The sequence below is a fragment of the Thermonema sp. genome, assembly GCF_026003375.1.
Lineage (GTDB): Bacteria > Bacteroidota > Bacteroidia > Cytophagales > Thermonemataceae > Thermonema > Thermonema rossianum.
Window position 1 is genome coordinate 241,338 of sequence record NZ_BPHD01000002.1, and the last position, 13,775, is coordinate 255,112.

The 13,775-nt window shown below is 47.2% G+C and carries 14 protein-coding genes; 9 read left to right on the forward strand and 5 right to left on the reverse strand.

Annotated features, from left to right (window positions below; translation table 11 throughout):
• Window positions 1-44: 44 nt before the first annotated feature.
• The 3 genes from murF to def are packed head-to-tail and all read left to right on the forward strand — an operon-like array spanning window position 45 to window position 2,381.
• Window positions 45-1,328 carry a UDP-N-acetylmuramoyl-tripeptide--D-alanyl-D-alanine ligase gene (gene murF / locus QVE43_RS06045; RefSeq protein WP_288005170.1) on the forward strand — a complete coding sequence of 428 codons (1,284 nt, stop codon included), beginning with the start codon at window positions 45-47 and terminating at the stop codon, window positions 1,326-1,328.
• Between the two features lie 12 nt (window positions 1,329-1,340).
• Entirely contained in the window at window positions 1,341-1,754 is a 414-nt protein-coding gene (gene ruvX / locus QVE43_RS06050; RefSeq protein WP_288005171.1) for a Holliday junction resolvase RuvX, read from the forward strand.
• 45 nt (window positions 1,755-1,799) lie between these two features.
• Window positions 1,800-2,381 (forward strand): peptide deformylase, encoded by a 582-nt coding sequence (gene def / locus QVE43_RS06055; RefSeq protein WP_288005172.1) that lies wholly within the window; start codon window positions 1,800-1,802, stop codon window positions 2,379-2,381.
• A 97-nt stretch (window positions 2,382-2,478) separates the two neighbouring features.
• Here def and QVE43_RS06060 read toward each other — a convergent pair whose 3' ends face one another.
• Entirely contained in the window at window positions 2,479-2,910 is a 432-nt protein-coding gene (locus QVE43_RS06060; RefSeq protein WP_288005173.1) for an STAS/SEC14 domain-containing protein, read from the reverse strand.
• A 328-nt stretch (window positions 2,911-3,238) separates the two neighbouring features.
• On the opposite strand from QVE43_RS06060, the gene QVE43_RS06065 reads away from it, so the two are divergent.
• The gene (locus QVE43_RS06065; protein ID WP_288005175.1) at window positions 3,239-3,700 is read left to right on the forward strand and encodes a DUF3592 domain-containing protein; all 462 of its coding nucleotides are present in this window, start codon (window positions 3,239-3,241) and stop codon (window positions 3,698-3,700) included.
• Window positions 3,690-4,436 carry a hypothetical protein gene (locus QVE43_RS06070; protein WP_288005177.1) on the forward strand — a complete coding sequence of 249 codons (747 nt, stop codon included), beginning with the start codon at window positions 3,690-3,692 and terminating at the stop codon, window positions 4,434-4,436. The genes QVE43_RS06065 and QVE43_RS06070 overlap by 11 nt, the downstream gene beginning before the upstream one ends.
• A 90-nt stretch (window positions 4,437-4,526) precedes the next feature.
• On the opposite strand, the gene QVE43_RS06075 is transcribed toward QVE43_RS06070, so the two are convergent.
• The 4 genes from QVE43_RS06075 to QVE43_RS06090 form a co-directional block, all read right to left on the reverse strand.
• The gene (locus QVE43_RS06075; protein WP_038029037.1) at window positions 4,527-4,853 is read right to left on the reverse strand and encodes an iron-sulfur cluster assembly accessory protein; all 327 of its coding nucleotides are present in this window, start codon (window positions 4,851-4,853) and stop codon (window positions 4,527-4,529) included.
• Between the two features lie 59 nt (window positions 4,854-4,912).
• Window positions 4,913-5,494 carry a hypothetical protein gene (locus tag QVE43_RS06080; protein ID WP_038028825.1) on the reverse strand — a complete coding sequence of 194 codons (582 nt, stop codon included), beginning with the start codon at window positions 5,492-5,494 and terminating at the stop codon, window positions 4,913-4,915.
• A 24-nt stretch (window positions 5,495-5,518) separates the two neighbouring features.
• Window positions 5,519-7,468, reverse strand: coding sequence for a GAF domain-containing protein (locus QVE43_RS06085; protein WP_288005179.1), 1,950 nt, complete (start codon window positions 7,466-7,468; stop codon window positions 5,519-5,521).
• Window positions 7,469-7,675: 207 nt separating this feature from the next.
• Entirely contained in the window at window positions 7,676-8,203 is a 528-nt protein-coding gene (locus QVE43_RS06090) for a YfiR family protein (RefSeq protein ID WP_245605269.1), read from the reverse strand.
• 234 nt (window positions 8,204-8,437) lie between these two features.
• Between QVE43_RS06090 and prfA the strand changes: the two genes are divergently transcribed.
• The 4 genes from prfA to QVE43_RS06110 all read left to right on the forward strand — a co-directional run bounded on the left by prfA (window position 8,438) and on the right by QVE43_RS06110 (window position 13,712).
• Window positions 8,438-9,511, forward strand: coding sequence for a peptide chain release factor 1 (gene prfA, locus QVE43_RS06095; RefSeq protein ID WP_288006494.1), 1,074 nt, complete (start codon window positions 8,438-8,440; stop codon window positions 9,509-9,511).
• Between the two features lie 2 nt (window positions 9,512-9,513).
• The gene (locus QVE43_RS06100) at window positions 9,514-10,869 is read left to right on the forward strand and encodes a choice-of-anchor Q domain-containing protein (RefSeq protein WP_288005181.1); all 1,356 of its coding nucleotides are present in this window, start codon (window positions 9,514-9,516) and stop codon (window positions 10,867-10,869) included.
• Between the two features lie 88 nt (window positions 10,870-10,957).
• Window positions 10,958-12,337, forward strand: a complete 1,380-nt coding sequence (locus QVE43_RS06105; protein ID WP_288005183.1) for a CsgG/HfaB family protein — start codon at window positions 10,958-10,960, stop codon at window positions 12,335-12,337.
• Window positions 12,327-13,712, forward strand: coding sequence for an LPP20 family lipoprotein (locus tag QVE43_RS06110; protein ID WP_288005185.1), 1,386 nt, complete (start codon window positions 12,327-12,329; stop codon window positions 13,710-13,712). Before QVE43_RS06105 ends, QVE43_RS06110 begins: the two co-directional genes overlap by 11 nt.
• Window positions 13,713-13,775 lie beyond the last annotated feature (63 nt).

Below are 13,775 nucleotides of genomic sequence, written 5' to 3' on the forward strand. Positions count from 1 at the left end.
CTTTCGTATCTTTGGCGGCAGCATCCGGCTCTAAATAAGACGACATGTACACTTCCATTGCGGAGCTCTACCGGCTCTATAAAGAAAGTCAAGGCATTTGTACCGACACGCGCAGCCTGCAAGCAGGGCAACTCTTTTGGGCATTAAGGGGCGAGCGCTTCGATGGCAATCAATTTGCTTTACAAGCACTGCAGGCAGGTGCCATGGCGGCGGTCGTCGATGACCCTGCCATAGCCCGGGCAGATGCGCGCTGCCATCTGGTAGAAGACAGCCTGCAGGCGCTACAAGCGTTGGCGCATCATCGCAGAAAACAATTCAATATTCCTGTCATAGCCATTACCGGTTCCAATGGCAAAACAACGACCAAAGAGCTCACCCGGCTGGCACTTGCCTGCCGCTATCGTGCTTTTGCCACTCCGGGCAACCTCAACAACCACATAGGCGTGCCGTTGACCCTCTTGCGCATGCCCTCTGATGCCGAGATAGCTGTCATAGAACTGGGCGCCAACCACGAAGGCGAAATAGCAGCCCTGTGCGAAATAGCAGCCCCTACCCATGGACTCATCACCAATATAGGCATGGACCATCTCGAGGGCTTCGGCAGCTTGGAAGGTGTTGCCCGTGCCAATAGCGAGCTGTATTATTACCTGTTGCAACACGAAGGAATTGCCTTTGTCAATAGCCGCGATGAGTGGTTGATGCGCATGGCAAGCCGGCTGCCCCAGCGAATAGAATACCCGGCGGGCATTGCGCTTGCCGAAGGAAACTACTTTGTCAGTATCCGGGACAACGAAGGCAATGTATTTCAAACCCGGCTTTTTGGTGAGTACAACTTCGACAACATAGCTGCTGCCCATTGCATAGGCTTGCACTTCGGCGTGCCGGGGCACGAAGCGCTACAAGCCATTGCCACTTATACTCCACAAAACCAACGCTCACAGCTTATTGAGCAGGGGCAAGTGCGCATCATACTGGATGCCTACAATGCCAACCCAAGCTCTATGGAGCAGGCTATCCGGAGCTTCGCACGTCTGCCACAACGCCCTAAAATGCTGATTCTGGGCGACATGCTTGAACTGGGCACTTATAGTCAACAAGCGCATGAAGAGCTGGGGCGCTTGGTAGCCTCTTTCCAATTCGACAAAGTGGTGCTTTACGGTAAGGAAATACAAGCAGCCTTGCGCCACCTGCCGGCTGCCTACTATTTTCCCGATAAGTTTTCGCTGCATAACTGGTTGTCGGACCAACACTGGCACGGCTACCATATACTTATCAAAGGCTCGCGGGGCATGCAGCTGGAAAGTGTTCTTCCTTTTATTCATGACTAAACAGGCGGCATTATGGCGCGTATTTTGGCATTTGACTACGGCATAAAAAGAACCGGCTTGGCGGTAACCGACCCGCTTCAAATCATCGCCTCGCCTCTGGAAACGGTAGCCACTGCCCACCTTTGGGACTTCCTGCACGATTACATGCAAAAAGAAGAAGTAGAAGCATTTGTTGTGGGCTACCCGCTCAAAGCCGATGGCAGCCCTACCGACTCCACCGCTGCCATCGACGCCTTCATCCGGGAATTAAAAAAACGATACCCCTCGGTTCAGGTACACCTCGTAGATGAATACGGGAGTTCCAAAGATGCCGTGCGGGCAATGATTGCCGGTGGTACCAAGCAAAAATACCGCCGCCGCAAAGAGAACATAGACCGCATGGCTGCCACACTGCTGCTGCAAGAGTTTCTACAGCAGCGCCTCTAAGCAATTTTGTTTGTATCTTTGTTACCGCAAACAGTTCATAAAAATATGATTTACCCTATTGTAGCTTACGGTGACCCCGTGTTGCGTAAAAAAGCAGAAGATATTGCTCAAGGCAGCGACCTCAAGCAGCTTATCGAAGATATGTTTGAAACGATGTACCAAGCCCATGGCGTAGGCTTGGCTGCTCCACAAATAGGCAAAGCCATTCGCCTGTTTATAGTGGACACCCTGCATTTGAAAGAAGAAGAAGAAGAGGAAGCAGATACAGAGGAGCAGTATATTAAAAAAGCGTTCATCAACCCCGTCATAATCGAAACCGGCGGTGAAGAGTGGACAATGGAGGAAGGCTGTCTGAGCATACCGGATGTGCGTGAGAATGTAAACCGTCCGGAACGTGTTAAAATCCGCTACTTTGACGAAGATTGGCAGCTACATGAAGAAGAATATGACGGCTTTACTGCCCGTGTGATATTGCATGAATACGACCACATCGAAGGCAAGCTGTTCATTGATTACCTTTCACCTCTGAAGAAACGACTGATTAAGCGCAAATTGCAAAAAATAGTAAAAGGTGAGGTGAATACTTCCTATCCCATGAAATTTGCTGCGAAAGAGATTGCCCTGTAATTCTGCCCGCCGGAAAAGCTAAAGGCATGCAAACCCCTTCCGGTGAATGTTTGCATGCCTTTATTTTTTTCAAAAGCGAAACAGCTGTAAGCAGCTCTTAACTCAGAGCCATGGTTCGCAGCCAGCTGCGCGCTTCTTCCACGTCTTTAAAGATGCGCACTTTTCCTTCCAACTCCGGCCGCCGCCGCATCAACATGCGATACAAATTGTCCAGTGAAATGCGTGGCAACAGTTCTTCCGGTGCCACAAAAGCAACGTATCGAAGGCGTAAGCTCTGGGCATCGCTTACCCATTTTTCCACAATCCAGCGGTTGGCTGAGTCCCAAGAGTTCGTTACTGCCCTGTGGTCTGAAAGCAACTTGTCGCTTTTCACTTCTTTTAAAATCTTCAATGCCTTCTGCATGGCTTCCTGCACTTCAGCAAACGAAATGTGCCCCTTCCATCGCATCTCCAACCAGTTTTCAGGGGCAGACACGTAAAACATATTCACGTGTTCGGTATGATAATAAGCGCTTGACAGGTCTATCATAAAATTCAGCTTTGAATAAGATTGATGAAGAAACAGGCTTGCAAAGATAAAATTTCAAAGTAAACTGATGTGTTTTTGCCTTGGCAATATCCCTTTACATAATTTACAAAATTATTGGCACCCACACAAACAACTCTTTGATAAACAAAGCAATATTTAAGCTTTTGGTTCAATGAACGCAAGCTATTTTTCCATTATTGATGGACAACACTCTTGCTACCAATAAACAAGAGGCGAAAGCTCAAAAAAAGTCACTCACTTTTCAGGTATTTTTTCGTCTTCACGAAGTTATTGCTTAAATTTTTAAAGAGTCAACCTTATCAAAGCCATGCGCGACCACCGTAAAATAGCTTACGCCTCTTACCGCCGCGTTTCCTTTGCAGGCATTGTATTGATGCTGATAGGGCTTGGGCTGGCAATTTGGGGAACACAAGCACTATGGGCGGCTTATTCGCTTAATGCCACAGGCATACGTACCGAAGGAACCGTTATCGAAATCGGCAAGAAGGGCATTTATCGCTTTCCTCGCGTAGAGTTTTATACATCATCGGGGGAAAAGGTAGATTTTTGGAGTAAGTTCGAAGTCTCGCAAGATTTATTTAGCTACAAAATAGGCGACAAAGTGCCTGTGATTTACAACCCGGATAATCCGGCCGAAGCACAAATAGACGCTTTTTGGGAACGTAATTTCCTGCATCTGTTTTTGCTTCTTTTGGGGGGTATCATTGCTTTGATTGGATGGCTTGTGCGGCGCAACTTCTTAAAAAAAGCAAGAAACTATGAAAGCTAACTCTTCGATATGGTCTTTTCTGTTTTTCATGCTTTGCCTTCTGACAGCCGGCTGCGACAGCAGCAATGGTAGTGAAGGCATGGGAAGCCTCACGGACAAAATGAAATATGCCCACCTGGAAGCACAACTGGATGCAAGCGAACGCAAGTTGTTGGCTATACTCAAAGCACAGCGTCTCACTGAAGACAAGCTATCGTCTTTTATTGATGCAACACAAACCGTAAAGGAGGTTGCCGGCGAAGAGGCACTGACGGCGTTTACGCGCAAGCATCAATTACGTAGCGAAGTAAAGCATGCTATAGAAGCTACCGGATGGGATGCGGAAGAATTCTACCGGACAGGACGTAAAATTGCTTTTGTTTTTACAGTGCTAAAGGGCAAAGAAATGGCGGACCCGCGGCATGTCAAAGAAGAGTATGAGACACAAATGCAGGAATATAGCCACGCCATGGAAAGCATGCTTCAGGACCCCAACATAGATGAAAGCACAAAAGAAGAAATAAAGAAGTCTATACAACAAGCCAAAGAAAGCAGCCGTGCTTTCGACAACTTCGAAAGTAAAAAGTGGCGCAAGAAAGTCGAGAAAACACAACAAGAGCTTGATTATATATTACAAAAAGCCGCCTCACCTCAGGAAATTACGCTTGTAAAGAAGCACATGCAGCAGATAGAACCCATTATAGGGCTGCTGGATCCTTCCCTTGTTTTGCAGGGCGTGGACAATGCCACTGATTAATCATCGAAAAGCTCAATAAATAAAAAAAGAGCCTTCCCGCCTATGGAAAGGCTCTTAATCCATAACAGAAGGCATCACATTGGTTATGTGCTACACGGCGAAGCTTTCGCCACAGCCGCAAGTACGCGACGCATTGGGATTGATAAACTGAAACCCTTTACCATTCAGACCGTCGGAATAATCGAGCGTAGTCCCCAACAAATAGAGCAGGCTGCGCTTGTCCACTAAGATTTTAATGCCTTTGTCTTCAAACACTTCGTCACCGGGCTGTATTTGGTTGTCAAAAGAGAGGTCATACATCAAGCCCGAACAGCCGCCGCCTTTTACTGCCACGCGCAAATGATAGCTTTCATCTTTGCCTTCGCCGGCGCGCAGTTGTATGAGTTTTTCTTTCGCTTTATCGGTAATCGTTACCATAGTGAGTTTTATTTTGAGGTCTTCTATTTTCAACTTTCCTGCTTACAGAATAGTTTCCTTTACTTGAATCGCTTCACAATTTCTTTCTGCGGAAACCGCAACAGCCACAAGCCGCTCACCACTTCTTTGGCTTGCGACTTTTCACGAAACTCTTCATACAACACAAAGGGCGCTGTGTACCAATACTCCCTGCGTGCTTTCATAAACTGCACGTTGGTATGCAAGTCATTGTCTTGTTCGAGCGCATAGAGATAAGCCGTCCACAGTTGCTTTTCTTGTTCGCTTTTGGCTGCACGCACCTTTTCTTGTAAGTCTTGGCTATCCAAGTACTCGTAACGAAAGCCATGAACGCGGGCGAGGCTGTCGGCATAAGGCCGCATTTGCTGTTTGCAGGCTGCAAAAGTAGTCTGTTGCAAACAGGTGCCTAAATAGCGATTCAATGCCACCACCGCTTCGCTACCATGCTCATCTACCCAAGAAACAAACTCTGCCGGCGTGATGCGCTTGACTTTGCGCAACTCCATTTCTTCCCGGATGGCTTCCACATCATAGCCTGCCTCTTTGATGGTTTTCACCTCGCAAGCGCAACAAAAAGTGGATAGCAAGGCTATCCACCCACAGAAAAAAACCACTCGTTTCATTTTCCTGTTTTTTTTAAAAAACACTTAGTTCACATGCAGCAAACGGGCTTCATTGATATCATCAAGCACGATCATATACTCAGTGCTTTCGCCGTTTTGAATGGTGCCCGCCAGTATTTTCACCCACAACTCATCGCCCGACTTGGCACGGATGGTTACAATACCGCGCCAGCTTTGTCCCCGTGACAGCTGCATGCGCATTTCTTCGTATTTGGCTTCGGAAGCGAACAGTTCATTCAGTGTCATGCCTTTGAGCTCCTCGGGTGCATAGTATAGCACCTGCGAGGCCAGCTCGTTGGCTTGCGTGATTTGGAACCGTTTGTTGACATGCAACACAATGGCATTGGAATAAATAACCCGCTCTTTGCTTTCAGCCAACAGCTGACGTTGTGCCAATTCTTCCTGCGTTGCCTGCATTTCTTCAATATACTGGCGTGTTTGCTCTTCCTGCGCTGCCATACGCTCAGCCAGCATCTTACTTTCTTCAAGCAGGCGCTGCGTTTGTTCGGTGTTTTTGAGCATGGCCAAGGTAGCCGCAATACTTTCTGCTACTTTTTCCACAAACTCCCGCTGATAATCTTCAAACTTATCGAAAGAAGCCAACTCAATGACTCCATACACCACATCGGCTGCTTTCAAAGGCACAATCAAAATGCTATTCGGATTGGCTTTGCCAAGACCGGAAGTAATCATAACATAGTCATCGGGCACGTCTTCGAGGTAAAGCATTTCACCTTCCTGCCATACCTGCCCGGTCAATCCTTCGCCTTTATAAATTTTCTTTTCAAGAAAACGTTTTTTATCCCATGCATAACAAGCCACCAGCTCCAAGTAAGGCTCTTCTTCCCCCCCTTCGTCTTCGCGCACAATAAAGAAACCGCCTTGATTGGCTTTCAGATAAGTAACCAACTCCGAAATTACCACATCGGCCATGTGCTCCACATCATCACTGCTTTCGCGCAGAATTCTACTAAACTCTGCCAAACCACGGTTTGCCCAGTTTTGGCGTGTCTCCAGCGTGGTCATTTTGGCGAGGTTGTCACGCATGTTTATGAGGGCGTTCCCCAAAACGTCATTTTCACTGAGTGGCTTAAAGGGCACATCGTACTCTTTGCGACCAATGCTTTCGGCAAAGGCAGCTACCGAACGCAGCCCGCTCACCAGGTTATACACCGAACGGGCTATCTCGCCCACTTCATCGCTCCGCTTGCTTATCGTATCTATTTCGCTTTCTTCGGGCAGTTCCCCACGGCTCAGGCGCGCAATTACTGCATTGATTTTTTCAATGGGCAATACGATATCGTTGGTTACCAACCATGCCAATATCAAACCTACGAAGGTAATGAATAACACCAGCAGGATGGTCTGCAGTTTTAGGTTTTGAAATGCCTCCACCACGTCGTCGTGATAGATTTCTTTCTCCTGCTTCTTGGCTTGCTCGATTTTGTCCAGGTCGCCCAAAATGACAGAGGTAGCCGGCAGCAGTTTGTCTTCTACCAACTGGTTCAGATTCGATATTTTCAGGAAGTCGTTCCGGTCATCTACCGTCCGGAAAGTACTAAGTGCCACTTTTTGATCTGCCATGAGCGCTTCCACTCTCTGAAAGGCATTCTCCATTTGCTCTACCTGTGTGCTGTCTTTCCAAAAGCCGGTGAGTGTGCTGATACGCTCTTTCAATTGAGGATATTCCTGCTCGTGCAAGTTCTGCAGTGCCTGCTTGTCTTCCTCGAGTGTGGGTGCTTGCGGGGGCGAATAGATGAAAGAGAAGGTAAGACGCTGCGAGTTGACTACCAGCAGTTTTAAGTCTTTGATGGCATCCAAAGAGGGGTCTATGACCCGGTTCCATTCATCTATTTTTACCGCATTGTTTTGTACGGTAACAATACCATACACACCATAAACAGCGAAAATAAGTACTTCCAAAACAAAGCCTAAAAGTATTTTTCCGCGTATAGTTAGCCCTTTTCGTTTCATATGTTTGCCTGTTGATGCGACTATTTTGCTTAAAAATACGCTTTTTTAACAAAAAAGAAAAAGAACTACAAGCTTAAGAGTGCATTCGAAAAAATAAATATTTTCCTGAAGTGCTTAGCTTCAATCAAGCCATCGCACCGGTTTATACAAAAAGACCACCTCACCATTTGACCGGCAAGGTGGCAGCAAATACAAGACGTTTTTCGGTTAGCGTACCCGAATGGCTACCCGCAGCAGCTGGCTCGATACTTTTAAACCTGCTTTTTCCGTGGCTTCTTCATTGATTTCGAAGGTCCAACGCCCATTACGCACCACAAAGTTGATCATGCTTCCCTGGAGCGCCAAGCCGTTTTTCTCAGTGATAATCAGCGTGGGTTTCCCGCTCACGGCTTCCTGCACATATTTCAAGTAGCCACTTTTCGAGTATGGAATAAATATCATGTGCACTTTTTCGTTGCGCAAATCGTTGGGCGATTCGTATTGCTTCACTACAATAGGTTGCACACCGCGCACTTTCTTTTTACCCGCCCAATACTTCAACTGATTGGTCAAAGGCGACGCCCCCAAAACACCTATTACGAAATCGCCTTGTTGATAGTCAGAGGGCCAAACAATGTACTTTGTAAAGTTGTAAATAAAAATGTTGTGGAACTTGTAATCCCCCCCTTGCGCCTGTGCATATTGCACGAACAGTGTCATTACAGCCGATAAACACAACAATCGAATTGTCTTCATAGTATTTATGTTTGCTTTTTTCTTATAAGCGATTGGTTGACAAAGATAAGGCAATTTATGTGAATCGTAAACGCCAATCAGTCAAGTTTTTGTATGTTTTAAAATGGTTTTTTCAATTTTTTGCCTTGCTTGCTCCAAAGGTAGGGCTTCCGGCCCGTTTAGGAATATCAATTTAGTTAAATTTTAGTTAATTTTGCAAAAGCTGTTTTTTAAAGACGCAAAATTTATATGGACCTGATAGCTAAATTAGAGGCGATTGTTGAACGTTTCGAAGAAGTAAGTCGCCAAATGAGCGACCCCAATGTCATGAGTGACATGGACAACTACACCAAGCTCAGCAAAGAATACAAAGAGCTGGAAAAAATCGTAGATGCCTATAAAAAATATAAATCTGTTTTATCAAACATTCAAAATGCCAAAGACATTTTAGCCAACGAGAAAGACGAAGAGTTTCGCGAGATGGCTAAAATGGAGCTCGATGAGCTGCTGCCTGCCAAAGAGCAGTTGGAAGAAGAGCTGAAGCTGCTGCTTATCCCCAAAGACCCCAACGACGATAAAAACGCCATCCTTGAAATACGGGCGGCAGTAGGCGGCGATGAAGCAGCCCTCTTTGCCGGCGATCTTTTCCGCATGTACCAGCGCTTTGCAGAGAAGCAGGGATGGAAAATGGAAATACTCGACTACACCGAGGGCACTTCCGGCGGATACAAAGAAATTGTTGCCTCGGTAACGGGTAGTGGCGCCTATGGCACTTTGAAGTATGAGTCGGGGGTACACCGCGTACAGCGGGTGCCGGCTACCGAAACCCAAGGACGGGTGCACACCTCTGCCGCCAGTGTGGCGGTGCTTCCCGAGATGGAAGAAGTAGATGTAGAAATCAACCCGAACGACCTGCGCATCGATACGTTTTGTTCTTCGGGTCCCGGCGGGCAGTCGGTAAACACTACTTATTCGGCAGTGCGTATTACCCACTTGCCTACGGGCGTGGTAGTAAGCTGCCAAGATGAGAAGTCGCAGATAAAAAACAAAGAAAAAGCAATGAAGGTGCTGCGTGCCCGCCTTTATGAACTCGAGCTGGAAAAGCACAACAAAGAAGTAGGCGAGCAACGTCGTTCGATGGTAAAAACGGGTGAGCGTTCCGAAAAAATACGCACCTATAACTTTCCGCAAAGCCGCGTAACCGACCACCGTATTGGTCTGACCCTCTACAACCTGCCGGCAGTGATGGATGGCGAGCTGGAAGAAATCATTGATGCCCTGCGCATTGCCGATAATGCCGAAAAACTGAAGGAAGGAAGCGTGCAATAAAGATGAGATTCAAAGGGCGGTATTCGTATGTTTTTTTGGCTCTTTTAAGCCTATTGGTTGCATGCCAAGGCTTGGAAGAGCCTGTTTCTTCCGATGGAAGCCTCAAGCTTTCATTCTCAAATGATGCCATCATATTGGATACGGTATTCACCGACCTGACCACCCCCACTTATCGTTTCAGTGTTTACAATAAAAACAGCAAAAACGTACGCATCCGGCGCATTACGCTCCAAGGGGGCAGCACTTCGCCCTATCGGGTCATCATCAATGGCAAAGAAGGCAGCCTTTGGGAAAAGGTGCTTCTGCGTGCCGGCGACAGTCTGCGCGTGCTGGTGTCGGCCACCCTGCCGGGCAACAGCCAAAACCAAGAGCCGGAACTTTTTTATGATGAACTGCTTTTCGAAACCAACGGCAACCAACAGAAAGTGCCGCTCATCAGCTGGGGGCAGACCGTAGCCCATATCAGTGGCACCATTGCCTGCGATGCCGTATGGGACGCCGGCCGGCCTTATATTCTCTACGATTCGGTGAGTGTGGCGCCGGGCTGTAGCCTTACCATAGAAGCCGGGGCACGTGTTTATGCTTATAATCGCGCTGCCCTGCATGTCTTCGGTACGCTCATCATCAATGGCACCCCGGCCGACTCGGTGGTGATAGGTGGCTTCCGCCAAGAGCCGTTGTACGAAAGAGCTGTAGGCACTTGGCGCGGGCTTTTGCTCTATCCCGGCACCGGTCGTCACCTGTTGAACTACTGTACACTGCGCAATGCCGAAATAGGCATCTTATGCAGCGATACGGAAGTAGATATAAACGCTTGTCAGATTTATCATGCCTCCGTGGCCGGTTGCATTGCTTTTAACTCGCAGATGCGCCTGTACAATACCATCATCAGCAATTGTATTGAACGCCTTTTTCAAGCCAACGACGGGGGCAGTTATGAGCTGGTGCATTGCACCTTTGCCAATTATGAATACAATTTCTTCCGGAACAACGAGCCGGGCACTGTCTTTTTTCAAAGCGACGACGCCCCCCCCATGAGCATCAGCCTGTTTAATTCGGTATTTTGGGGCAGTCTGTCCGATGAAATATTTTTCATTGGACCCGGTCTAAGCTTACAAGCGGCTCATAATGTATTCAAAACAGCCACTTATTCTGCCGAAGTACTGAACCCCGGCAACAATCAAAATCAGGTAAACCCTTCCGGCGTGCTTTTTCAAGATGAACGCGCCTTGAATTTGCGGCCGACTGAAAACTCACCACTCATTGACCGGGGCTTACCCACCTCCATAACCAACGACATAGAAGGCTTGCCCCGCGATAACCAACCCGATATTGGGGCTTTTGAATACCGCCCTTGACATTTTTTGTTTTTTATGCTTCAAAAAGACACTTTTTGGCACATTTTTTCTTAGCTTATTGAAGCAAAGGAACCAATGTCAAAAGATTATGAAGAACTACTTACTTTTTTGTTGCTTATGCATACTCAGCCTATTGACCGGCTGCAGCGGTGCTAAAAAATATCTAAAGCAAGGCATTGCCTTCGAGCAATCACGCATGTATCTGGAAGCTGCCAACAGCTATATGGAAGCCATCCGGCGCAATCCCCGCAAAGCAGAAGCCCAAATGGGACTGAAGCGCGTGGGCGAACGCGTACTGGACGATTACCTGAGCGAAGTGTTTCAAGCGCATGCCAACGGACAACATCGCGAAACTGTTTACGCCTTTCTGAAGGCGCAAGCGTTTCAACAGCAAGTGGCACAGCATTCCGTACAACTCCGGATTCCTCCTACCCACCGCCAATACTTTGAAGAATCGAAAGGCATATATCTTGCACAACGCTATCAGGAAGGGACTAAAAAATTGCTTGAAGAGCAGTTCGATGAAGCAAACAATATTTTTGAAGAGATTCTTAGCATAGACCCCAATTACAAAGACGTTAAAAAGCTTAAACAAACCAGCACCTATGAGCCCATTTATCGCGAGGGCAACCGCCTGATGAACGAAGAGAAATATAAGCAAGCCTTCTATAAGTTCGACCAAATATACCGCAACTTACCTGATTATAAAGATGTCCGCCAGCTGCGCGAGTATTGCCGCCGTAAAGCCATGCTCACGGTCAGTGTGCTGCCGGTCATTCCCGGCAATTACAACAACCGCCCCTACGCCGAAAGTTTACGCGGGCGCATCATCAACCGCTTGGTCAACAACAAGCATCCGCTTATAGAGGTAGTCGATCGCGACAACATAGACAAATTTCTCAACGAGCAGCAATTGGGCATGACAGGCGTAGTGAATGAAGGCACGGCTGCTGAAGCCGGCAAGCTGTTGGGCGCCAAAGCCGTATTGGCTGCTCGAATTATCAATGTTTCTATAGAGCAAACGCCCCTGCAAGCAGTAAATAAAATAGCTTATGAAGCCTATAAGGTAAAAGTTACCGATACCACTACCAATAAAACCGTATATGAGGTGCGTTATCGTAAAACCAACTATACGGAGTACCAACAATCCAAAACCGTAGAAGTAAGTGTGCAGTATTATTTGATTTCTTCGGAAACGGGAAAAATCATTTTCTCCAATATCGCACGCCAATCCAGCAGCGACCACATTCACTATGCCACTTATCGCGGCGACTATAAAAACTTGTATCCCGGCAGCGATGTCGGCGTGAACACCTCTTCCTCTGCTCGCAAAGAGTTGCATAACCTATTCACTGCCAAGCGGCAACTCAACTCCACCCAAGGCATGCTGGATCCGCTTTTAGAACGTATTGCAGAACAATGTGTAAATAATGTCATTCACTATGTTGAAACGGAATATGAAAACTAAATCGATTTACCTGTTTTGTATGTGGGTATTGCTGTGGGGCATGCTCGCCTGCCAAAAGCAGAGCGTGCCGGCATCTGCCCAAAATATTGAAGACGACCGCCCGGAGTGGGTCAAGGCACGCCCCATCTCTTCGGTCTATTACATAGGCATTGGCAGTGCAAGCATGCGGCAGCCCGACTACCAGGAAACTGCCAAAAAAAATGCACTGCAAGACCTCATTTCGGAAATAAAAGTAACTGTTTCCAGCACTTCCTTTCTTTATCAGTTAGACAAAAACGGCAGCTTTCGCGAAGAGTATGAGTCGAACATAAAAACCACTGCCACTGCCGAAATCGAAAACTTTGAAATAGTAGATACCTACGAAGACGGCGAGCGCTATTGGATATATTACCGCCTGTCGAAAGCCGAGTATGCACGCCAGCAGGAACAGAAAAAAGAAAACGCACGCCAGACCGCCTTTGCTTTTTATCAAAAAGCCAAAGAGGCAGAGCAACGCCGCCAATGGACAGAAGCCATGGAGGGCTATTTTCAAGCCTTGTTTGCCATAAAAAATTATTGGGGCGAAAACCTTGAAATAAATGTAAACGGCGAATCCCGCTCGTTGATGGTAGAAGCTTACTACGGCATTCAAAACATATTGAATAAAGTCGAGCTTCAAATAACACCACAAGAGGTGCGTCTTAAGCGTCGCAACAGCCGGCCTCAATTGCTGAAATTGAAAGCCACCGTGGCTAATCAACAAACATTGGCTTATTTGCCCCTGCACAGCTATTTCCAAGACGGTGAGGGCTTGTTGAGTTGCCCCCCCACTACTGACGCAAACGGCACTGCCGGTCTCGAACTCAAAAAAGCCATCAGCGCTACGGGGACTCTCCACCTCATCGTAGCACCGGACCTCATGCAAATTGCCAAGGTCAAAGAAAGCGACAAGCTTGAACGTTTTCTTATTGAGCGCTTTTCCATCCCCAAAGCTACAGTTACCATTCATATTGAAAAGCCCGTCGTTTACATAGAATCAAAAGAATACAACTTGGGCAAAGCTCTCGACAACAATATTGTAGAGCAGTACATAAAAAACGAGTTGAGCAAAAAAGGAGTGGAATTCAGCCGCACACCCCAAGGTGCCGATGTGGTGCTGTCTATTGAAGCCAACACCGAAGCGCTTTCACGCAGCGGAGCTATTTATATCAGCAAGCTCAGCATTAAGGCGGTAGCGATAGACCCTGCCACACAACGCGAAATCATGAGCACCGTACTGGACAACATCAAAGGTTTTCAAACCGACTACGAAAAGGCGGGCTTGGATGCCTACAAAAAAGCCCGGCAGGAAGTGAGTCTACAGTTGGTAAGAAAGCTTACCGAAGCACTTTTGTAAAAAAGCTGTCAATAAATGGCAAGAGAGGGCAAATGCCCTCTTTTTTTATTTCCATACGAAGAA